General features: G+C 73.0%; 19 protein-coding genes and 1 pseudogene. 12 read left to right on the plus strand and 8 right to left on the minus strand.

Annotation, left to right across the window (positions count from 1 at the left end; genetic code table 11):
* Nucleotides 1–22: 22 nt before the first annotated feature.
* The gene (locus KIS93_RS21845; RefSeq protein ID WP_080045904.1) at nt 23–1,447 is read right to left on the minus strand and encodes a serine hydrolase domain-containing protein; all 1,425 of its coding nucleotides are present in this window, start codon (nt 1,445–1,447) and stop codon (nt 23–25) included.
* 67 nt (nt 1,448–1,514) lie between these two features.
* Here KIS93_RS21845 and KIS93_RS67560 point away from each other — a divergent pair, with 67 nt between their 5' ends.
* Nucleotides 1,515–1,643, plus strand: a complete 129-nt coding sequence (locus KIS93_RS67560) for a hypothetical protein (RefSeq protein WP_186404374.1) — start codon at nt 1,515–1,517, stop codon at nt 1,641–1,643.
* A 74-nt stretch (nt 1,644–1,717) separates the two neighbouring features.
* On the plus strand, nt 1,718–2,680 hold the full coding sequence (locus KIS93_RS21855) for an acetate/propionate family kinase (RefSeq protein WP_186404375.1): 963 nt from the start codon (nt 1,718–1,720) through the stop codon (nt 2,678–2,680).
* Between the two features lie 7 nt (nt 2,681–2,687).
* On the opposite strand, the gene pta is transcribed toward KIS93_RS21855, so the two are convergent.
* The 3 genes from pta to KIS93_RS21870 form a co-directional block, all read right to left on the minus strand.
* Nucleotides 2,688–4,727 carry a phosphate acetyltransferase gene (gene pta, locus KIS93_RS21860; RefSeq protein ID WP_080045902.1) on the minus strand — a complete coding sequence of 680 codons (2,040 nt, stop codon included), beginning with the start codon at nt 4,725–4,727 and terminating at the stop codon, nt 2,688–2,690.
* A 75-nt stretch (nt 4,728–4,802) separates the two neighbouring features.
* Nucleotides 4,803–5,333, minus strand: a complete 531-nt coding sequence (locus KIS93_RS21865) for a hypothetical protein (RefSeq protein WP_080045901.1) — start codon at nt 5,331–5,333, stop codon at nt 4,803–4,805.
* 111 nt (nt 5,334–5,444) lie between these two features.
* Nucleotides 5,445–7,427: a phosphoketolase family protein gene (locus KIS93_RS21870; RefSeq protein WP_478212900.1), complete on the minus strand. Its 1,983-nt coding sequence runs from the start codon at nt 7,425–7,427 to the stop codon at nt 5,445–5,447.
* Between the two features lie 179 nt (nt 7,428–7,606).
* Here KIS93_RS21870 and KIS93_RS21875 point away from each other — a divergent pair, with 179 nt between their 5' ends.
* The 4 genes and pseudogenes from KIS93_RS21875 to KIS93_RS69040 form a co-directional block, all read left to right on the plus strand.
* Nucleotides 7,607–7,753 carry a hypothetical protein gene (locus tag KIS93_RS21875; RefSeq protein ID WP_155129305.1) on the plus strand — a complete coding sequence of 49 codons (147 nt, stop codon included), beginning with the start codon at nt 7,607–7,609 and terminating at the stop codon, nt 7,751–7,753.
* A 123-nt stretch (nt 7,754–7,876) separates the two neighbouring features.
* The gene (locus tag KIS93_RS21880; RefSeq protein WP_080045900.1) at nt 7,877–8,257 is read left to right on the plus strand and encodes an STAS domain-containing protein; all 381 of its coding nucleotides are present in this window, start codon (nt 7,877–7,879) and stop codon (nt 8,255–8,257) included.
* 36 nt (nt 8,258–8,293) lie between these two features.
* Nucleotides 8,294–9,475 (plus strand): hypothetical protein, encoded by a 1,182-nt coding sequence (locus KIS93_RS21885; RefSeq protein WP_080045899.1) that lies wholly within the window; start codon nt 8,294–8,296, stop codon nt 9,473–9,475.
* Nucleotides 9,476–9,912: 437 nt separating this feature from the next.
* Nucleotides 9,913–10,626, plus strand: a pseudogene (locus KIS93_RS69040) (D-alanyl-D-alanine carboxypeptidase family protein); the annotation flags it as partial.
* Nucleotides 10,627–10,968: 342 nt separating this feature from the next.
* Here the strand turns inward: KIS93_RS69040 and KIS93_RS21895 are convergent.
* Genes KIS93_RS21895 through KIS93_RS21905 form a run of 3 tightly spaced genes read right to left on the minus strand, consistent with a single transcriptional unit; the run spans nt 10,969 to nt 14,006 of the window.
* Nucleotides 10,969–11,661, minus strand: a complete 693-nt coding sequence (locus KIS93_RS21895) for an aspartate/glutamate racemase family protein (RefSeq protein WP_080045897.1) — start codon at nt 11,659–11,661, stop codon at nt 10,969–10,971.
* Nucleotides 11,662–11,676: 15 nt separating this feature from the next.
* On the minus strand, nt 11,677–13,053 hold the full coding sequence (locus tag KIS93_RS21900; RefSeq protein WP_080045896.1) for a UDP-N-acetylmuramoyl-tripeptide--D-alanyl-D-alanine ligase: 1,377 nt from the start codon (nt 13,051–13,053) through the stop codon (nt 11,677–11,679).
* Nucleotides 13,050–14,006, minus strand: a complete 957-nt coding sequence (locus KIS93_RS21905) for a D-alanine--D-alanine ligase family protein (protein WP_080045895.1) — start codon at nt 14,004–14,006, stop codon at nt 13,050–13,052. Before KIS93_RS21905 ends, KIS93_RS21900 begins: the two co-directional genes overlap by 4 nt.
* A 360-nt stretch (nt 14,007–14,366) precedes the next feature.
* Here KIS93_RS21905 and KIS93_RS21910 point away from each other — a divergent pair, with 360 nt between their 5' ends.
* The 5 genes from KIS93_RS21910 (at nt 14,367) to KIS93_RS21930 (ending at nt 18,228) form a co-directional block, all read left to right on the plus strand.
* On the plus strand, nt 14,367–14,573 hold the full coding sequence (locus KIS93_RS21910; protein ID WP_080045894.1) for a cold-shock protein: 207 nt from the start codon (nt 14,367–14,369) through the stop codon (nt 14,571–14,573).
* A 152-nt stretch (nt 14,574–14,725) separates the two neighbouring features.
* On the plus strand, nt 14,726–14,956 hold the full coding sequence (locus tag KIS93_RS21915) for a hypothetical protein (RefSeq protein WP_080045893.1): 231 nt from the start codon (nt 14,726–14,728) through the stop codon (nt 14,954–14,956).
* Between the two features lie 192 nt (nt 14,957–15,148).
* Nucleotides 15,149–15,538, plus strand: a complete 390-nt coding sequence (locus tag KIS93_RS21920; protein ID WP_080045892.1) for a hypothetical protein — start codon at nt 15,149–15,151, stop codon at nt 15,536–15,538.
* 150 nt (nt 15,539–15,688) lie between these two features.
* Nucleotides 15,689–18,025 (plus strand): beta-galactosidase, encoded by a 2,337-nt coding sequence (locus KIS93_RS21925; RefSeq protein WP_246005342.1) that lies wholly within the window; start codon nt 15,689–15,691, stop codon nt 18,023–18,025.
* Complete coding sequence (locus KIS93_RS21930) at nt 18,022–18,228, plus strand: hypothetical protein (protein ID WP_155129302.1); 207 nt, start codon at nt 18,022–18,024, stop codon at nt 18,226–18,228. The genes KIS93_RS21925 and KIS93_RS21930 overlap by 4 nt, the downstream gene beginning before the upstream one ends.
* A 30-nt stretch (nt 18,229–18,258) precedes the next feature.
* On the opposite strand, the gene KIS93_RS21935 is transcribed toward KIS93_RS21930, so the two are convergent.
* Nucleotides 18,259–18,978, minus strand: a complete 720-nt coding sequence (locus KIS93_RS21935) for a FadR/GntR family transcriptional regulator (protein ID WP_080045890.1) — start codon at nt 18,976–18,978, stop codon at nt 18,259–18,261.
* 147 nt (nt 18,979–19,125) lie between these two features.
* Between KIS93_RS21935 and KIS93_RS21940 the strand changes: the two genes are divergently transcribed.
* The gene (locus tag KIS93_RS21940) at nt 19,126–19,392 is read left to right on the plus strand and encodes a hypothetical protein (RefSeq protein ID WP_080045889.1); all 267 of its coding nucleotides are present in this window, start codon (nt 19,126–19,128) and stop codon (nt 19,390–19,392) included.
* The last annotated feature ends 320 nt before the right edge of the window (nt 19,393–19,712 follow it).

Consider the following 19,712-nt stretch of genomic DNA (forward strand, 5'->3'; position numbering starts at 1 on the left):
GGACATCCTCCCATTCCCCCGGTCAGACCCGCCGGGTCAGGCGGCCGCCGCCGTTGCGGAAGCGCGCCCGGCCCTCCCGGATGTCGTGGTAGGAGACGAGCAGCAGGCGCAGGTATCCGTCGAACGCCTCCAGCGGGTACCCGGCGGGCGCGAACAGGCCGGGCCGGATCGGCACGTAACGCTGCGGCGGGGCGGAGACGGCGCCGCCCGCGAACGCGGTGAAGATCCGCTCCTGCGCGCCGTCCGCCGGCTCGTAGGTGGTCCGCTCCTCCAGCTGGCCGTCCACGATGCTGACGTCGATGCGGAGCTGGTCGGAGCGGTAGGTGCCGGCGTACGGGGTGAGGTCCACGTCCTGCCGCATCTCGGTGACCAGCCTGGGGATCGGGACGCCGAGGTGCTCGCGCAGGAGCCACTGCAGGAGCTGGTCGTGCAGCATGATCGCGCCCGGGGTGTTGCCGTACGCGGCGAAGACCAGGTCGTGCTCGGGGACGACGCACAGGAGCGACACGCCGCCCGGCGACGCGCCCGACATGGCCAGCACGGTCACGTCCCCGAACGGATAGCGCACCCAGCCCATGCCCATGGGCGGGACGTTCGGGGTGCGCATGTCGTACGAGACCTGCTGCATCAGCGCGACCGACGCGGCCGACAGCACCCGCGCGCCGGAGGGCGACACGCCGCCCGCGAGGTGGGTGCGCCCGAAGGCGAGCAGGTCGGCGACGGTGCCGATGGGGGTGCCGCCCGCCGGCCCCCAGGTGTCGGGCAGGGTGAACAGGCCGGTGGGCCTGGCCTCCATGGTCTCCGGGTCGGGGAAGTGGCCGATCGCGGTGCCGCGCAGGATGGCCTGCTCCGCCGAGGTGCTGGAGTCCTTCATGCCGACCGGCCCGTAGAGGTCGCGCTGCAGGAGCTCGGGGAAGGACAGGCCGGTCACCACCTCCAGCAGGCGGCCGGCGACGATCATGCCGCCGTTGGAGTAGCTGAGCTGCTCGCCCGGCTCGAACAGCACGCCGCAGGAGTCCGCCAGGCCCGCCACGTACGCCTTGAGCGCGTCGCGGCCCTTCGCGTCGGGGAAGTACAGGTCCGCGTCGATGCCGTTGGTGTGCGAGATCAGGTGCCGGACGAGGATCTTGTCCGCCGCGCCCGGCACGTTCAGGGCGAATTCCGGCAGGTAGCTGACGACCGGCGCGTCCAGGTCGAGCACCCCCCGGTCCACCTGCTGCAGCACCAGGGTGGTGGTCAGGACCTTGGTGACGGAGCCGATGAGGAACCCGGTGTCCTCGCGCATCGGCGCGCCGGTGACGACGTTCGCGGTGCCGTGGGCGACGACGGCCTGCCGGCCGGCGTGGAAAACGCCGGCGACGAACCCGGGGACGTGGTTGGCCGCGCAGTAGGCGGCGGACTGCTCGCGGAGCTGGGCTTCGACGGTGCGGAAGTCGTTGTCGTTCATGGGGACGATCGTCGAACCCTGCCCCTGGGGCAAGGTCAAGCCCCCGCACGAGATTAGGCTCAGGGGCATGGCCTCCCCCATCCTCGTCCTCAACACCGGCTCCTCCTCCATCAAGTACGAGCTCATCGACCCGCGCACTCGCGAGCGGTCGGCCAAGGGCCTCGTCGAGCGCATCGGGGAGGAGCGGGGCGGCTGACGCACCGCACCGGCGACGGGCCGCCGTACGAGCGGGAGGCCGTCTTCCCCGGCCATGGTGAGGGTCTGGACGCGATGCTGGAGGCGTTCGCGGCGGCGGGCCCCGAGCTGGCCCCGGTCGCGGTGGGGCACCGGGTGGTGCACGGCGGCGACCGGTTCGCCGAGGCGGTGCTCATCGACGACGCGGTCATTACCGCCATCGAGGAGCTGGCGCCGCTCGCGCCGCTGCACAACCCGGTCAACCTGACCGGGATCCGGCTGGCGCTCAAAGTGTTCCCCGACGTGCCGCAGGTAGCGGTGTTCGACACGGCCTTCCACCGCACGATGCCGCCGGAGGCGTACACGTACGCGGTGCCGCGCGAGTGGGGTGTACGCCGGTTCGGCTTCCACGGCACCTCGTGCGCCTACGTCTCCCGCCGCGCCGCCGCCCTGCTCGGCCGCGACCTCGCCGACCTCAACCTGATCGTGCTGCACCTGGGCAACGGCGCCAGCGCCACCGCGATCGCCGGCGGGCGCAGCGTCGACACCTCCATGGGCATGACGCCGCTGGAAGGGCTGGTCATGGGCACCCGCTCCGGCGACGTCGACCCCGCCCTCGCCGGCTACCTGGCCCGTACCGCGGGCCTGGACGCCGAGCAGGTGGAGCACGCGCTCAGCCACCGCGGCGGGCTGCTTGCGCTGACCGGCTCCAACGACATGCGCCAGGCCCGCGCCCGCGACGACGACGAGGCCCGGCTGGCCCTGGCCGTCTACACCCGGCGCATCCGCAAGTACGTCGGCGCCTACTACGCGTTGCTCGGCCGGGTGGACGCGATCGTCTTCACCGGCGGGGTGGGCGAGCACGACGCCGCCACCCGCGCCGAGTCCCTGGCGGGGCTGGAGCGGCTCGGCATCACCGTGGACGCCGCGCTCAACGAGGCCGACGCGACCGGGGAGCGGGCGGTGTCCCCGCCCGGCGCCGAGGTGCCCGTCCTGGTCGTCCCCACCGACGAGGAAGGGGAGATCGCCCGCCAGACCCTCGAGCGGTGCCCCGCCTGAAGCCCCCTCAGGCCGGCGGCTCGTCGTCGTGCACCTGGGCGGCGGTGACCGCGACGGTGGTGACGATGTCGGCCACGGTCGCGCCCCGCGACAGGTCGTTGACCGGCTTGCGCAGCCCCTGCAGCACCGGCCCCACCGCCACGGCCCCGGCGCTGCGCTGGACGGCCTTGTAGAGGTTGTTGCCGGTGTTCAGGTCGGGCACCACGAAGACGGTGGCGCGCCCGGCCACCTGGCTCTCCGGCATCTTGGCCAGGGCGACGGCGGGGTCCACCGCGGCGTCGTACTGGATGGGCCCCTCCACCTGGAGGTCGGGGCGGCGCTCGCGGACCAGCTCGGTGGCGGCGCGGACCTTGTCCACGTCCACGCCCGCGCCCGAGGCGCCGGTCGAGTACGACAACATCGCGATCCGCGGCTCCACCCCGAAACGGGCGGCGGTGCCGGCCGAGGCGATCGCGATGGCGGCGAGCTGCTCGGCCGTCGGGTCGGGGTTGACCGCGCAGTCGCCGTAGACCAGCACCCGGTCGGCCAGGCACATGAAGAACACGCTGGAGACCAGCCCCAGCCGCAGGATCTCGAACGCCGGCCTGATCGTGTGCGCGGTCGTGTGCGCCGCGCCCGACACCATGCCGTCGGCCAGGCCGGTGTGCACCATCAGGGTGCCGAAGTAGGACACGTCGGTGACCGTGTCGCGGGCCAGCTCCACCGTCATGCCCTTGTGGGCGCGCGCCTCGGCGTACGCGCGGGCGAACCGCTCGCGCAGCTCGGGGTCGAACGGGCTGAGCACGCGGGCCGCGTCGAGGTCGAGGCCGAGCTGGGCGGCCTGGACCCGGATGCGTTCCTCGTCGCCGAGCAGGGTCAGCTCGGCCACGCCGCGCCGCAGCAGGATGTCGGCGGCACGCAGGATGCGCGGCTCCTCGCCCTCGGGCAGCACGATGTGCCGGCGGCGGGCGCGGGCCCGGTCGAGCAGCTCGTACTCGAACATGAGGGGCGTGACGACGTCGGTCTTGGCGATGTCGAGGCGCTCCAGCAGCAGCGGGCCGTCCACGTGCGCGGCGAACAGCTTCAGAGCCGTGTCGATCTTCCCGCCCGCCTCGGGCGTGAACCGGCCCTCCACCGCCGACAGGCGGGTGGCGGTGTCGAACGTGTCGCGGTCGGTGGCGATCACCGGCAGCGGGATCGCCATGCCGCGCAGCAGCCGCTCCACCGGGGGCGGCAGCTGCGTGCCGCCGGTCAGCAGCACCGCCGACAGGGCGGGGAAGCCCGGCGCCTGGTGCGCCGCGATCAACCCCGGCAGCAGCGCCGCGGCCCGGTCGGCCGGGATGATCACCACCGCGCCCTCGGTCAGGCGCTCCAGGATGCCGGGCAGCGACATCGCGCCCACCATCAGCGCGCTCGCCTCCCTGCCCAGGCCGTCCCGCTCGCCCAGGAAGAACCGGCCCTCGCAGGCGTCCAGCAGGTCGGCCACCGTCGGCGCGCGCAGCGACGGGGTCTCCGGCAGCACGAACACCGGCGTCGGGTGCTCCAGCGTCAGATGCTCGCCGGCCCTGGTCACCACGACCGCCAGCTCGCGGGCATGGTGGTGGGCCAGCTCCCTGGACGACAGCTCCACCGCCGCGGCGACCTGCGCCGCGCCGCGGTCTCTCGCGTTCACCACGTTGATCACGGGGGTGCCCAGGTCGGCGGCCAGCCGCGCGTTGAACCCGAACTCCGTCGGCGCCCCCACGTCGGTGTAATCGGTGCCGACCACCACCACTGCGTCGCACCGCCCCGCCAGCGCGCGGAAGCGGGCCACCACCTCGCCCGCCGCGCGCTCCACGTCGGCGTGCACGTCGTCGTAGGTGACGCCCGCGCACGCCTCGTACGGCAGCGCGAGCTGGAACCGGCTCCTGATCGTGTTGACCAGCGCGTCCTCCCGGCCCGCCCGCACCACCGGCCGGAACACGCCCACCGTCCCCACCTGCCGGGACAGCAGCTCGACCAGCCCCAGAGCCACGGTCGCCTTGTTGGCTCCCGCCTCACCCGCCGCAACATACACAGACCGCGTCATGACCCCCATTCTTGACCTATAGGGACACGGCAACGCGCCCACCCCGGGGGCGGGGCGGGCGCGGGATCGGGGCGGCTACCGGAGCCACGGGGTGCGGCGGACGACGGGCAGGTTGCCGAGGCCGAGGGTGGTACCGGCGCCGGCGAGGGCCAGGCCGACGAGGACGATCGAGTAGATGATGTGGTCGTCCATGAACGGGTTGGTGGTCAGGGGCAGCTCGGCCGCCCACATCAGAAGCAGCATCGCGGTGCCGGCGCCGGCCGCGATCCGGGTGCCGATGCCGAGCACGAGCGCCAGCCCGACCCCGGCCAGACCGGCCATGAACAGCCAGTCCACCCACGCCTGCCCGGCCAGGGCCGAGAAGAAGCCGCCGAGCGCGTGCTCGCCGGTGCCCTTGAGGAAGCCGGTGGTGGGGCTGCCGCCGTGGATCCACGCCTTGGCGGCCGGGGTGGCGAAGCCGAAGCCGAAGGTCTTGTCGAGGAAGGCCCAGAGGAAGATCCAGCCGATCGCGATGCGGGCGGCGGCCCAGACGTAGTCGACGGGGTTCTTGTGCTCCGCCTGGCCCACACTGGTGTGCATCACAGGCCGGTTGATGGCGGTGGCCATGGCGGGCCTCCCTTTCCTGTTCTGTCGGGTTTCCCTTGCGCACCTTCATCACATCGGTTCTCGCGGCCGGTGCTCAGTGCCGGACGGCCCGGCGCCTGAGGACCTTGGTCCTCAGGCATCGGGGCCGATCAGTCCTTCATCGCCCAGTCGCGCACCTCCGGCAGGTCCTCCAGGTGCTCGACCACGTACGCCTGGTGCTCGGCGAGCTTGCGCTCGCACCAGGCCATCAGGTCGCCGGCGCCGCGCGGCAGCCGCTTGGCGTTGTTGATCGCGTCCATGACAAGGTGGTAGCGGGAGGCGCGGTTGCGCACCGTCATGTCGAACGGCGTGGTGGTGGTGCCCTCCTCGACGAAGCCCCGCACCCGGAACCGGTCGGCGTCCGGGCGGCCGTGCACCCGCGCAGGCCAGCACGATGTCCGGGTCGCCGGCGCCGTCGTCAGTGCCGGCCCACTCCCAGATCCCCGCCCCGCGGGCGCAGTGCTCCACCGCCTGCTCGATGCCCAGCCACTGCGGCTGCGGCTGCTTGTCGATGACGATCAGGTTGATGTACGAGCGCGAGCGCAGGCAGTGATCGGCCACCGACAGCAGGCAGTTGGCGTCCGGCGGCAGGTAGACGCGGGCCACGTCGCCGCGCTGGGTCAGCACCACCTGGATCAGGCCGGGCCCCTGGTGGGAGAAGCCGTTGTGGTCGTTGCGCCAGGCCGTCGAGGTGAGCAGCACGTTCAGGCTGGGCACCCTGGCCCGCCACGGCAGCCGGCCCGCTTCCTGCAACCACTTGCCGTGCTGCACCGTCTGCGACGCGCTGACCATCGCGAACGCCTCATACGTGGCGAACAGGCCGTGCCGGCCGGTCAGCGTGTAGCCCTCCAGCCAGCCGTGGCAGTTGTGCTCCGACAGCACCTCCATCACCCGCCCGTCCCGCCCGATCGCCACGTCGTCCGCCGTCACGCGCTCGGCGAAGGCCCGGCCGGAAACCTCGAACACCGCGCCCAGCCGGTTGCTGCTGGTCTCGTCCGGGCAGAACAGCCGGAAGCTGTCGGGATTGTCCCGGTAGACGTCCCGCAGCAGCTCCCCGAGCCGCCGGGTCGACTCGGCCCGCGTGCGCGCCGGTTCCGGCACGTCGAGGGCGTAGTCACGGAAGTCGGGCAGGGCCAGGTCGCGCGTCAGCAGGCCGCCGTTGGCGTGCGGGCTGGCACTCATCCGCAGCTCACCCTCGGGCGCCAGCGCGCGCACCGGCTCGGTGGGCGCGCCGGTGGCGTCGAACAGCTCCTGCGGCCGGTACGAGCGCAGCCAGCGCTCCAGCATCGCCAGGTGCTCCGGATTGTCACGCACCCCCGACAGCGGCACCTGGTGCGAGCGCCACGTGCCCTCCATCCGCACGCCGCCCACCTGCTCCGGCCCGGTCCACCCCTTGGGCGAGCGCAGCACGATCAGCGGCCACCGGGGGCGCGCCCCGTCCCACTCGCCCGTGCGGGCCAGGTGCTGGATGGTGCGGATCTTGCTCCAGGCGCCGGCCAGCGTCGCGGCGAAGCGGTGGTGCATGCCCGGCAGGTCCGCGCCCGCCACCTCCAGCACCTCATACCCGTGCCCCTCCAGCAGCCGGCGCACCTCGGCCGGGTCCTTGCGGGACAGCACCGTCGGGCCGGCGATCTTCGCGCCGTTGAGGTGCAGGATCGGCAGCACGGCGCCGTCGCGCTCCGGGTTGAGGAACGACACGCCCTTCCACGACCCCTCCAGCGGCCCCGTCTCGGCCTCCCCATCGCCCACCACCGCGATCCCCAGCAGGTCGGGGTTGTCCATCACCGCGCCGAAGGCGTGCACCAGCACGTACCCCAGCTCGCCGCCCTCGTGGATCGAGCCCGGCGTGGTCACCGAGACGTGGCTGGGGATGCCGCCCGGGCTGGAGAACTGCCGGAACAACCGCAGCATCCCGGCCTCGTCCTGGCCGACGTGCGGGTAGATCTCGCTGTAGGTGCCCTCCAGGTAACCGGCGGCCACCAGCGCCGACCCGCCGTGCCCCGGCCCGGCCAGGTAGATCGCCTGCTGGCCGGTGTGCCGGATCAGCCGGGAGACGTGCGCGTAGATCAGCGACAGGCCCGGGCTGGTGCCCCAGCAGCCGCGGCTTGATGTGCCGCGGCTCCTCGTCGACGGCCTTGCGCACCTGCTCCTGCGAAACCGCGGTCATGAGCACGTTCCCTTCCGTTGGTGATGGGCGGGCAGCCCGCACCATGAGATCCCGGGCGCCGCACCCGCCAACAGGGCCGGAAGTCCTCATGACCGCCACGGGTGTGCTCGCGCCGCCGTGGGCACGAGGCCGCGACCGCTTCATCGTCATCACCTCGGGGGAGGCCACCGGCCGCCGCATCCGGCAGGCACAAGGCACCCTGGCTCGCAAGGACTTTCGCGGCAAACCCGGATAACCGGGAGATCTTCGCGCCCGAAGGCCGCCGCAGGGGTAGCGCAGGGGCACCAGGGGAGGCGTAGTGTGAACGTTACCCGGACACATGCCCGTCCCCCCTGGGCTCTGATGGAGGTCCGCCGCTGTGCCGTCGCTGACGTTCAGTTCCCAGCACCTGCCCGGCGTCACCGTGATCGCGGTGGCTGGCACGATCGACACCACCACCGCCCACCTCCTCGACGACTACATCCGTCGCACGTGCCACCACGGCGACCACATCGTCCTCGACCTGAGCGAGGTGCCGTACATGCGCGGCTCGGCCCTGCACGTCCTGCTCCAAACCCACCTCGCCACCCAGCGCGACGGCGCCGCCCTCCACCTCGCGTCCCTGCAGCCCGGGCCGGCCCGCCTGCTGCGCGTCACCGAGGTCGAAGGCATGCTCAACGTGCACCAGGGGGTCGAGCAGGCCATCCGCGCCGCCCTCCAGGCCGCCCGCCCCTCCCCCGTCGGCGGCCCGGTGAGCTGACCCGGTTTGTCGGTGGGGCGATCTATCGTCCCGGCCATGACTTCTGCGACGCAGGCGTACACGTACGCCGCGCCCTCCTCCCTCATCGACGGTCGCCTCGGCCTGGCGACCTCCGGCGGGCGGGCCCTGTCCGGCCCCGCCGTGGCCCCCCGGTTCTTCAGCGGCGTGGTGACCCGGGCGGCGCCCGCCGCGGCCGGGCGCGTGGAGCCGCTCCCGGCCGACCTGGCACAGGCGCTGCTCCGGCTGCCCCGAGGCTGCCACCAGGACGCGGCCGACCGAGCCGCCAAGATCGGCGCCGAGGTCGGCGCTAAGGCCAGCTCGGAGGGCGGCTCGGAGGGCGGTTTGGAGGGCGGCACCAGGGCCGGCTCTGAGGCCGGCTTTGAGGCGGGGCGCTTGGCCGCCCGGTGGCTCGCCGGCGGCGGGCTGGCCGACCCCGAGTGCGGCCACGTGTGGCGTCACATGGTCGGCGCCTCCATGGTGGACTTCGGCGACGGCGAGCCGGAGCACTTCACCGAGGTCAGGCTGCAGCCCGTGCTGCGAACGACCGCCCCCACCGGGCACCGGCTGATCGACGAGGTGCTGCTGCGCGAGCCGTACGACTGGTCGATGAGCAAGTCCGGCGGCACCCTCCGGGCCTGGCCCGCCATGCTGCCCTCGCACCGCGAGGTCGTGGCCGTCAACTTCCTGCCGTTCCTGCTGCGCGGCCACTGGGGCGAGTGGGCGGCCCCGGCGGAGCTGGCGAGCCTGGACCTCGCCGAGGGCCCGCTGGGCGAGTCCACGGCGGTGATCCTCGCCTACCTCCTGGCCGGCCGCGTGCCCGGCATGATCCCGCTGATCCTGAGCATGGCCGCGCGCGGCGACCTGCCCGCCGAGGCGATCGGCCGCCAGCTCGCGCTGGTGCTGCGCCGCACCTGGCGGGAGATCCGCCCCGCCGTCGCGGCCCTGACGGAGCTGGCCGAGGCCGGCGGGCAGCGCGAGGTGTGGCGCATCGTACGCGCGCTGCTGCCCGGGATGCTGCCGGGCGAGGGGCAGCGCATCACCGTGACCCACGCCGAGCTCGTCGCGTTCGCCGCCGACGTGGCCCGCTGGGCCGGTGCGCGCGGGGAGATCCCGGTCGTGGCCGAGTTCGCGCGCAGCCGCCGGACGATCCGTTTCGTCCACGAGTGCAAACGCCTGCACGCCCAGCTCACCGCAACTGAGCCGACGGCCGTGGTCTGACGGCACGCCCGGCGGCGGCCAGAACGCACATCCGCGTCACCGCCGCCGGCCGACGTCGCGGACCGTCACGACACGCGTCAGCGTCACGCCGCCGGCCGACGTCGCGGGCCGTCACGACACGCGTCGGCGTCACCGCTGCCGGGCGACGTCGCGGGCGGTCAGGATGCGTGCCCGGGTCACCGCTGCCGGGCGGTCGTGTCCTGGGCTGGTCCGTGTCGCGTCATCGTCGTGTCACGGCCTGCGGCAGCGGTGGTGGCCGTCGAGAAACGGTGACCTCCGGCGCACGGCGTGCGTACATTCGGCGCCGATCGTGAATCGTCATGGACGCATCACGCACGTTCCCGCTCCGGCCGCGATCGTCGATGGCGGCGGCCCGCCCTTCTACCGCCATGGTGGTGCTCGGTGTCGCCGTGTCCGCCGTCCTCGCCGCCGGTTGGATGGTCTACAGCGGCACGCAGGCGCAGCCGCCGTCGTTCCCGGGCGCCGGCCCGCCGCGACCGGCATCGACCGGCACGAGGGACGGAACGCCTGCCCGCACGTACGCCCGGACGCCGGCCCTTCCGGCGGCGCTGCCCTGGCCGGCGGCGGGTCAGGCGGCGGTCGCGATCGCCGGGCAGGCGGGCAGCCTCCGCACGCACGGCGGGCAGCGGCCCGTGCCGATCGCGAGCCTGGCCAAGGTGATGACCGCCCTGGTGATCCTGCGCGACCACCCGCTCAGCGGGACCGCTCAGGGGCCGTCCATCCGGGTGGACCGGCAGGCGGCGGTCGAGTCCGCCAATCGGGACGAGTCGACGGTGCCGATCAGGCAGGGCCAGAGCTTCACGCAGCGGCAGCTCCTGGAGCTGATGCTGATCCCGTCCGGGAACAACGCCGCCCGGCTGCTGGCCCGCTGGGACGCCGGCTCCGAGCGCGCCTTCGTCGCCAGGATGAACGCGACCGCCGCCGAGCTGGGCATGCAGGACACCGTCTACACCGGGGCGAGCGGCTACGAGGACACCACGGTCAGCACGGCGGCCGATCAGCTCAGGCTGGCCGAGCAGGCGATGAAGAACCCGGTGCTGCGTGACATCGTCGCCACCCCCCGGGTCACCGTGCCGGGCGTCCCGGGCACGATCGTCAACACGAACAAGCTGCTCGCGTTCCCCGGAGTGGTCGGTCTCAAGACCGGCACCAGCTCGGCGGCGGGCGCGGCGCTGCTGTGGGCCGCCCGCCCCGCGTCCGGCGACCGTGACCGGCTGATCCTCGGGGTGGTCCTGCGGCAGGGCGACGACGGTGACCCGCTCGCCGAGAGGAAGGCGGCGGCGTTCGCGGCGAGCAGGCGCCTGATCGCGGCGGCCCGCCGATCCCTCGATCCCGGCGGGACGCCCGATGCTGCCACCGTCGACCGCGCCCCGCCGCCTCTCCGCGGTAGCGTCCGCCCGCAGGGTGCGGCACCCTGCGGGCGGGGACGCAGGGTGCGGTATGGGCGGCACCCTGCGGGCGGGAGGTGGGTGTCAGCCGGCCAGGGCGAAGGCGGCGGCGGCCTCCGCGTGCAGGCGGGCGCTGGGCAGCACCGGGACGGCGGTGTCCTTCTCGCTGAGCAGCAGCTCGATCTCCGTACAGCCGAGGATGACGCCTTCCGCGCCGTCGTCCGCGAGGTCGGCGACGATGCGGGCGTACGCGTCCCTGGACGGCTCGCTGATCACCCCGCGCACCAGCTCCTCGAAGATGACCCGATGGACCAGCTCCCGCTGCTCCCGTCGCGGGACGATCACGTCGAAGCCGTGGGCGGCCAGCCGGTCGCGGTAGAAGGGCTGCTCCATGGTGAAGCGGGTGCCGAGCAGGCCGACCTTGCGCATCCCCCGGGCGCGGACCTCCGCGCCGACGGTGTCGGCGATGTGCAGGACGGGCACGCGGGCGGCGCCGGCGACGTCGTCGCTGACGCGGCTGAAGGTGTTGCTGCAGACGAGCAGGACGTCGGCGCCGAGCTCCTCCAGTTTCCGGCCCGCGCCGGTCAGCAGCGCGCTCACGTCGTCCCAGCGGTCGGCGAAGATGAGGTCCTCGACGGTGGTGTAGTCGACGGACCAGATGAGGCTGTTGGCGGAGTGGCTGCCGCCGAGGCGTTCGCGGACCCGCTGGTTGATGATCTGGTAGTAGATGACGGTCGATTCCCAGCTCAGTCCGCCGATGAGGCCGATGGTGCGCAATGAGTCTCCGTTCCTCTAACTGGTGGCGGCGAGCGCGCGGGCGCAGGCGGCGAGGCCGATCTCGCTGGAGGCCTTGACGAGCACCACGTCGCCGGGCTGGAGCAGCGCGGTGGCGAGGGTGACGGCCTCGGCGGCGTCCTCGGCGGTGTGGACGGCGACGCCCTGGCCGGCGGCCCGTGCCGCTTCGGCCATGGCGAGCGGGTCTCCGTCGCCGACCGCGATCAGCACGCCGTAGCCGAGGTCGGCGACGAGCCGGCCGATCTCGGCGTGCCGGGCGCGCGAGGCGTCCGCCTGCTGGCCCATCGCGCCGAGCACGGCGACGGTACGGCGGGCGCCGGCCAGTGCCTTGGCCGCCCGCAGCCCGGCCCGCATGGATTCGGGGTTGGCGTTGTAGGCGTCGTTGACGATGGTGGTGCCGTCGGGCCGTTCGACGATCTCCAGGCGGCCGGCGGAGCGGCGCCGGGCGGCGGTCAGCCCTGCGGCGATGTCGGCGGCGTCCAGGCCGAGCGCGGTGGCGACGGCGGCCGCGGCGACGGCGTTGCTCACCTGGTGGGCGCCGATGAGGTCGAGCGTGACGGGGGCCCGGCCGGTGGGCGTCACCAGCTCGAACGCGGGCCGCGCCGCGCCGTCCATCCGCACGTTCTCGGCGCGGACCGGCGCGGATCCGCCGTACCAGAGGATCTGGGCCTTGGTGCGGCCGGCCATGCCGGCGACGTGCGGGTCGTCGGCGTTGAGGACGGCGAGCCCGCCCGGCGGGAGCGCCTCGACCAGCTCGCCCTTGGCCTGGGCCACGTCGGCGAGGCCGCCGCCCATGCGTTCCACGTGGGCGTTGCCGACGTTGAGCACCAGCCCGACGTGGGGTGGCGCGATCCCGGTCAGGTACGTCAGGTCGCCCTTCCTGCTCGCCCCCATCTCCAGCACGAGGTAGCGGGTGGCGGGGTCGGCGCGCAGCACGGTGAGCGGCAGGCCCAGCTCGTTGTTGAACGACCGGTCGGTGGCGACGGTCGGCCCGTGCCGTTCGAGCACCTGGGCGAGCAGGTCCTTGGTCGTGGTCTTGCCGACGGAGCCGGTCAGGCCGATCACGGCGGGACCGAGGCGGCCGAGCACGTGCCTGGCGAGCAGGCCGAGCGCGGTCTGCACGTCCTCGACGACGACGGCGGGCACGCCGACGGGCCTGGTGGCCAGCACGGAGGCGGCGCCGCTCGCGACGGCCGCGGCCGCGAAGTCGTGGCCGTCGACGTGGGCGCCGGCCGTCGCGACGAACAGGCCGCCGGGCACGACCTCGCGCGAGTCGACCGCCGCGGGCGCCGTCACGAGCGACTGGGGGTCGGGCACGTCGTGCGGCCGGCCGCCGACGACCCTGGCGATCTCGTCCAGCGTCATGGGGATCATGCGGCGCTCCTGGCGAGCGCCAGGTCGATGAGGCGGCGCAGCAGGTCGGGGTACGGGACGCCGCTCGCCGCCCACGCCCGCGCGTAGACGGAGCGGGCGGTGAAGCCGGGCATGGTGTTGATCTCGCCGATGTACAGGCGTCCCGAGTCCTCCTCGTAGAAGAAGTCGACGCGGGCCAGGCCGTAGCCGTTGATCGCCCGGAAGGCGCGCAGGGACAGCTCCCGCACCTCGTCGGCCACCCGCTCGGGCAGCACGGCGGGGATGGTGGCGATCTCGGCCCGGCTGAGGTACTTGGCCTCGTAGTCCAGCCACTCGCCGGAGACGATCAGCTCGCCCGGCACCGAGGCCCGCGGCGTGTCGTGATCGCCGAGCACGCCGCAGATGAGCTCGCGCGCGGACACCCCCTGCTCGACGACCACCACCCGGTCGTGGGCCAGCGCCAGGTCCACCCCGGCGCGCAGCTCGTCCATGGAGGTGACGCGGGAGATGCCGATGGAGGAGCCCATGTTGGCCGGTTTGACGTACATCGGCCAGTCGAGCGGCTTCACCAGGGCCCACGGGTCGGTGGTGGTGCGCCAGTCGTGCTCGGTGAACCAGACGTACGGGGTGACGGGCAGGTCCTCGGCGAGGAACGTGCGCCGCATCGCGACCTTGTCCATCGCCACGGCCGAGGCCAGGACGCCGCAGCCCACGTACGGCAGCCCCAGCGTCTGGAGGTGGCCCTGGACGACGCCGTCCTCCCCGAACGGGCCGTGCAGCACGGGGAAGACCACGTCCGCGAGGTCGCGTCGCAGCTCGACCGGCCACCTGCCCTGCCGGTCGATGATGACGGGGAAGGGCTCGTACCGGTCTCTCGGCAGGGCGTCCAGCACGGCCTGCGCCGACTGCAGCGACACCTCGTGCTCGGCGGACGGCCCACCCGCCAGCACGGCGACGCGCAAGCGTTCTGTCACGTTCGATCAGCCTTCCTCAGTGGCACGGGGACAGCCGGACGCGCCGCGGGGACGCGGGCGCCGGTCGATCCCCATCACTGTGGGACGGCGATGTCCTCGGCTCGTCAGCGCCGTGTCATGGTTGTGTCACGGCGCCGGGCACGGGGATTTTTCCCGAGCAGCGATGGGCACGGAGAAAGTGTGTTAGCCTGATGTACGTTGCAGTTATGGTACCCATAAAAACTTATGCGCGCCTGACGGAGTAATCTACGGGCGCGTTTTCTGTTTTCCGGCCAATTTCCGGATGGGCGCATCACGGCGGCACGAGATTTCACGAGGTGTGATTTCTCTCGTTTTCGGCACTGTCTGAAGGAGATCGACATGGCCACCGGCACTGTGAAGTGGTTCAACTCGGAAAAGGGCTTCGGCTTCATCGCGCAGGACGGCGGCGGCGCCGACGTGTTCGCGCACTACTCCAACATCGTGGCCAACGGCGGCTACCGTGAGCTGACCGAGGGCCAGAAGGTGGCCTTCGACGTCGTTCAGGGTCAGAAGGGCCCGCAGGCGGAGAACATCGTTCCCGCCTGACCTGGCACGGCACGACGCCGGGTCCAGGCGCAGGCCAGGGCCCGGCTTCCGCTTGTCCTGAGCAGGCCGTCCGGCCAGGTCCCGCCCCTGTGGGATCCCGCACATTTCGCCCCGGGCTCGATTTATTCGCCGGTGGGGCGCATACTTGTCCAATGAGACGTACTTCGCCGGCCGTCCGGCGACGCCCGCCGGGCAGCCCGTTCAACACTCCGGAAATTCCGCCGCCACCGATCGAGCAGTTCACGATGGGAGATCGGGTGAGCCACGACAAATACGGTCTGGGCCGGGTCCTCGCGGTTGGCGAGGATGACACCGTTCTCATCGATTTCGGCGCGGAAACGTATCGCATCGCCTCCCCGTACGCGAAACTCGTCAAGCTGTGAGGAGCGCCGCTCCGCCGCCGGTGCTCGCCTGACCCCGCCTGAGCGAGCAGGATGGTCCAGCGGGACGGCCGCCCAGCGCGGGGCCGGGCGCTTCCGTCCGCACCGGCGAGCGGGCCTCGTCGCCGATCGGCTCTGCGACCATCCGGAGGACTCATCATCAGCCAGCCCAGCACCCGCACCGCACGCCGTCGCGTGGTCGAGACCGCGACCTTCGGTGCGGGCGACCGGTCCCACCACGACGCGGCCCACTGGACGTGCCCCCACGGGCGGCACGTCGGCCAGGGCTGCGTGGCGTGCTACGACGCCGCGGTCGAGCCCGACCCGGCGCTGCCGCTGTGGGCGGCCGTGGTGTGGTTCACCTCACCCCGGCCGATCCCGATCAAGGTGCTGCACGACGTGCACCGCCACGACCGGCACTTCGCCATCGACCAGCCCTCGACGCCGCTCGTCTTCCTCCTGACCGGGCAGGCGCGCGCCGCCCAAGGGGTGGAGGCGGTGGCCTGCCTGGTCGGGTTCCTGCTGCAGAGCCGGGGCACGATCGACGACTTCACCGTGTTCGAGGTACGCGCCACCCGCTTCTGACCGCGTCCTTTACGCGGAACACGTTCGGATCGAGGCCGGCCCGGACGGCGGGCCAGGCGGCCTCCTTCCCTTCCAGGAGCAGGCCGGCCGGCTGCCGACAGGAACCCCAAATAGTAGTATTTTTTCGTGCATTCACAGTACCGTGCAGCCGTGCGACGACTCGACGTCCCCGCCCTGATCCCCCCGCCCATGGAAGGCCACCTGCGGCTGGGCGACCTCCCCCACCAGCCCGACGCGATCACCGTGAACTCCCGGTACCTGATCCGGGGCGGCCGGCCCTGGTTCCCGATCATGGGCGAGTTCCACTACGGCCGCTATCCCGCCGAGGAGTGGCGGGAGGAGCTGCTGAAGGTGCGGGCGGGCGGGGTGACGGCGGTCGCCACGTACATCTTCTGGAACCTGCACGAGGAGCGGCGCGGCGTCTTCGACTGGAGCGGCGACCGCGACCTGCGCCGTTTCGTGACCACCTGTGCCGAGCTGGGGCTCGATGTGGTGGTGCGGATCGGCCCGTGGGGGCACGGCGAGTCGCGTAACGGCGGCTTCCCCGACTGGGTGCTGGCGGCCGACTGTGTGCCGCGTACCGACGACCCCCGCTACATCGAGCTGGTCCGGCCGCTGTTCGAGCAGATCGGCGCCCAGCTGTCCGGCCTGACCCGCGGGCACGGCGGTCCGGTGGTGGCGGTGCAGGTGGAGAACGAGCTGCACGACCAGCCGGGCCACCTCGTCACGCTGAAGCGGATCGCCCAGGCGGCGGGCATCGACGCACCGCTGTGGACGGCGACCGGGTGGGGGCACGCGCAGTTGCCGCCGGACGAGGTGATCCCGCTGTTCGGCGGCTACCCGGAGGCGGCGTGGGACACCGCGCACGACGGCTCGCCGCAGCAGAGCCGGGCCCACTACTTCTTCGGCCCCGGCCGCGACGACGACTCCATCGGCGCGGACCTGCGCACCACCGAGGTGACCGGCTCGGACGAGAGCCATCTGGCCCGCTACCCCTTCGCCACGTGCGAGCTGGGCGGCGGCATGTACACCTCCTACCACCGCCGGCCGATCATCGAGGCGGCCGACATCGCCGCGCTGGGGCTGGTGAAGCTGGGCAGCGGGTCGGTGTGGCAGGGCTACTACATGTACCACGGGGCGTCCCAGAAGATCGGCGCGCTGTCCACGCTGCAGGAGTCGCACGCGACCGGCTACCCCAACGACTGCCCGGTGATCAACTACGACTTCCAGGCCCCGCTCGGCGAGTACGGCCAGTTCCGCGACTCGTTCCGGCACCTGCGGCTGCAACATCTGTGGCTGGCCGCCGACGGGCCCGACCTGGCCACCATGACGCTGGCGATGCCGCCGGACGCCCCCGCCGACACCGCCGACCGGGAGACGCTGCGCTGGTGCGTGCGCTCCGACGGCCGTTCCGGGTTCCTGTTCGTCAACAACCACCAGCCGGTCGAGACGCTGCCCGACCACGAGGAGGTGCGATTCGCGGTCGAGCTGGGCGGGCGGGAGCTGGTGGTGCCGCGCGAGCCGGTGACGGTGCCGTCCGGGGCGTACTTCGTGTGGCCGCTGGCCCGCCCGGTCGGCGGGAACCTGCTGCTGACCGCCACCGCGCAGCCCATGGGGGTGCTGGAGGGCGACGAGCCGGTGCACGTCTTCTGCCAGACGGCCGGTATCCCGGTGGAACTCGTCTTCGACGCCGCCACCGAGGTCGAGGGCCCCGCGACGGTGGAGCGCGACGGCGACCGCCTCGTGGTCTCCGACCTCGCGCCGGGCACCGGCTGCCTGCTGCGGATGCGTGACGCGGCCGGCGCCCGCGCGGCCGTCCTGGTGCTGGACGCCGGCCAGGCCCTGACCGCCGCCCAGGGGCGGCTGTGGGGAGCCGACCGGCTGGTGCTGAGCGAGCGGCCCGTGGTGATCGAGGAAGGCCGCCTGGTCGTCTACGGCCAGGGCTCCTCCGACGTGCGGATCTTCCCCGCGCCGGCCTCGGCGACGGGCACCGACGGCGTGTTCGGCCTGCTGCCGGCGCCTGCCGCGGCCGGTCAGGCGCCCGAGGCGAAGGTGGAGGAGGTCAGGCAGGCGGGCCCGGCGCGGCCCCCGGTGATCGATCCCGCCTCCGGACGGGCCTCCGCGCCCACCGACGCCGACTTCGAGCAAGCCGCCGTGTACCGCGTCACCGTCCCCCGGGAGGCGTTCACGGGCGAGGAGGAGGTGCTGCTGCGGCTGGACTGGATCGGCGATGTGGGCCGCGCCTACCTCGGCGGGCGGCTGGTGGCCGACCAGTTCTGGTACGGCCCCGCCTGGGAGATCGGGCTGCGCCGCTTCCGCGAGGAGGTGCTGGAGCACGGGATCGAGATCAAGCTGCTGCCGCTGGGCGCGGACGCCCCCGTCTTCCTCTCGCCCCAGGTGCGGCCCGCCACCCGTCCGGCCCTGGAGCTGCGCTCGGTCACCCTCGTCCCGGTGCCCCGCACCGTGATCGTCGAGGACGCGGGATGACCGCCCTGGACGAGGCGCCGGCCGCGCTGCCCGTCATCGCCACCCTCCGAGCCGCCGGGTCCCGCCATCTGAACGCGGTGATGGAGACCCTGGCCGGCGCCGGGATGCGCTCGATGGCCGCCGTGGAGCGGGCGATGGCCGCCGTGGAGCGCGCGATGGCCGCCGTGGAGCGGGCGGTGGCGGTCGCCGGCGTGGCCAGGTAACGACGCAGACCCCGGCAGGCCGCCGTTCATTCAGTGCTGTGCCTGCTCCCCGTGCACCTTCTTGGCCAGCTCGACGTCCGCGATCGAGCGCTCGATGAGCGCCCGCATCGTGCTCTCGGCCGCCTTCGGCCGCTGCTTGCGCACGGCGAGCAGCACCTCGGCGTGCTTGTCGGCGGACTCGCTGGTGAGCGTGGCGTGCACGAACTGGTCGCGCAGCCGCAGCCCCGCCTCGATCGCGGTGGCCATCTGCGTCATCAGCTCGTTGTGCGCGGCCCGCAGGAGGGCGTGGTGGAAGGCCAGGTCGGCCTCGACGTGATCGACGGCCGCCCGGCCCGCCGCCGTACGCATGGCGGCCAGGGCGTCCTCCAGGTCGGCGAGATCGCGGTCGGTGCGGCGCAGGGCGGCCATGCGGGCCACGGCCGGCTCGACGGTGAGGCGGACCTCGCCCAGCTCGTCGAGGAACGTCTCGTCCACCCGGTCGGCGAAGCGCCAGCGCAGCACGTCGGCGTCGAGGAGCGCCCAGTGCTCGCGCGGCGCCACGAAGGTGCCGCGCCGGGGCCGGGCGCCCACCAGGCCCTTGGCGGCGAGCACGCGCAGCGCCTCACGCACGGCGGTCCTGCTCACCGAGAAGCGCTCCTGGAGCGCCGCCACGTCGAGGTCGTCGTCGGGGGCGAGGTCGCCGTTGACGATGGCCGTGCCCAGGCTGCTGACCACCCGGTCGTGCGCACCGGATCTGCCGATCTCCGTCATGGCGGAATCATGCCACGCAGGTCTTCCCGTGCTGGGCGAGTGCCGTCATGCCGTCCCGGCATCGAACGCGGGCGACAGTTCGCTCACCTCTGGCCGGACACGTATCGTGATCGAGTACATGCGGGCCGCCTCCCGACGCCCGGCCCCGTGGCGCTCACGGTCGGCTCGTACGCGGCCGCCGTCGCCCTCCTGACCTGGGCGACACTCAACGGCCTGCTGCTCGACGGCCCGCTCAGGCACGCCCTCGTCGGCGACGACATCTCCGTCTGGAGCTACGTCGTCTTCGATTGGCCCGGCCTGATCGTGGCGCTCGTCCTGGCCATGGGGCGGGCCCGGCGGGTCGTTCATGCCGCGAGCCGGGCCCTCACCGGGGCCGTGCTGCTCTCCGGCGTCGTCCGGCGGCGGAATGGCTGAAAGGTCCTAGCGATCACCTCCCTCCACGCGGTGTCCGTGTTCGGACGCTGATACCGATTGCGGTTCGGCCCGGGTGAAGAGGATCATGGTGGGCCGGCGCCCCGGTGCGGGGCGAGGTCACGTGCCTCGTTCAGGTCCGGAGCCCGACGTACACCCGTCGCCGGTCCAGGAGGTTTGCGCGTGTTGGTCGACGCTGCGCGCCGGTGCGTCCCCTATCGCCTTTTGCACCGTTCCGAGCCGAACGGCCGATGACGCGCCCCTCCTGCAAGCAAGATCACGGCAGGTTCCAAGTCAGCGGCAAGCCGCGTCGCTCATGCTGC

This window comes from [Actinomadura] parvosata subsp. kistnae, assembly GCF_900323885.1.
Lineage (GTDB): Bacteria > Actinomycetota > Actinomycetes > Streptosporangiales > Streptosporangiaceae > Nonomuraea > Nonomuraea composti.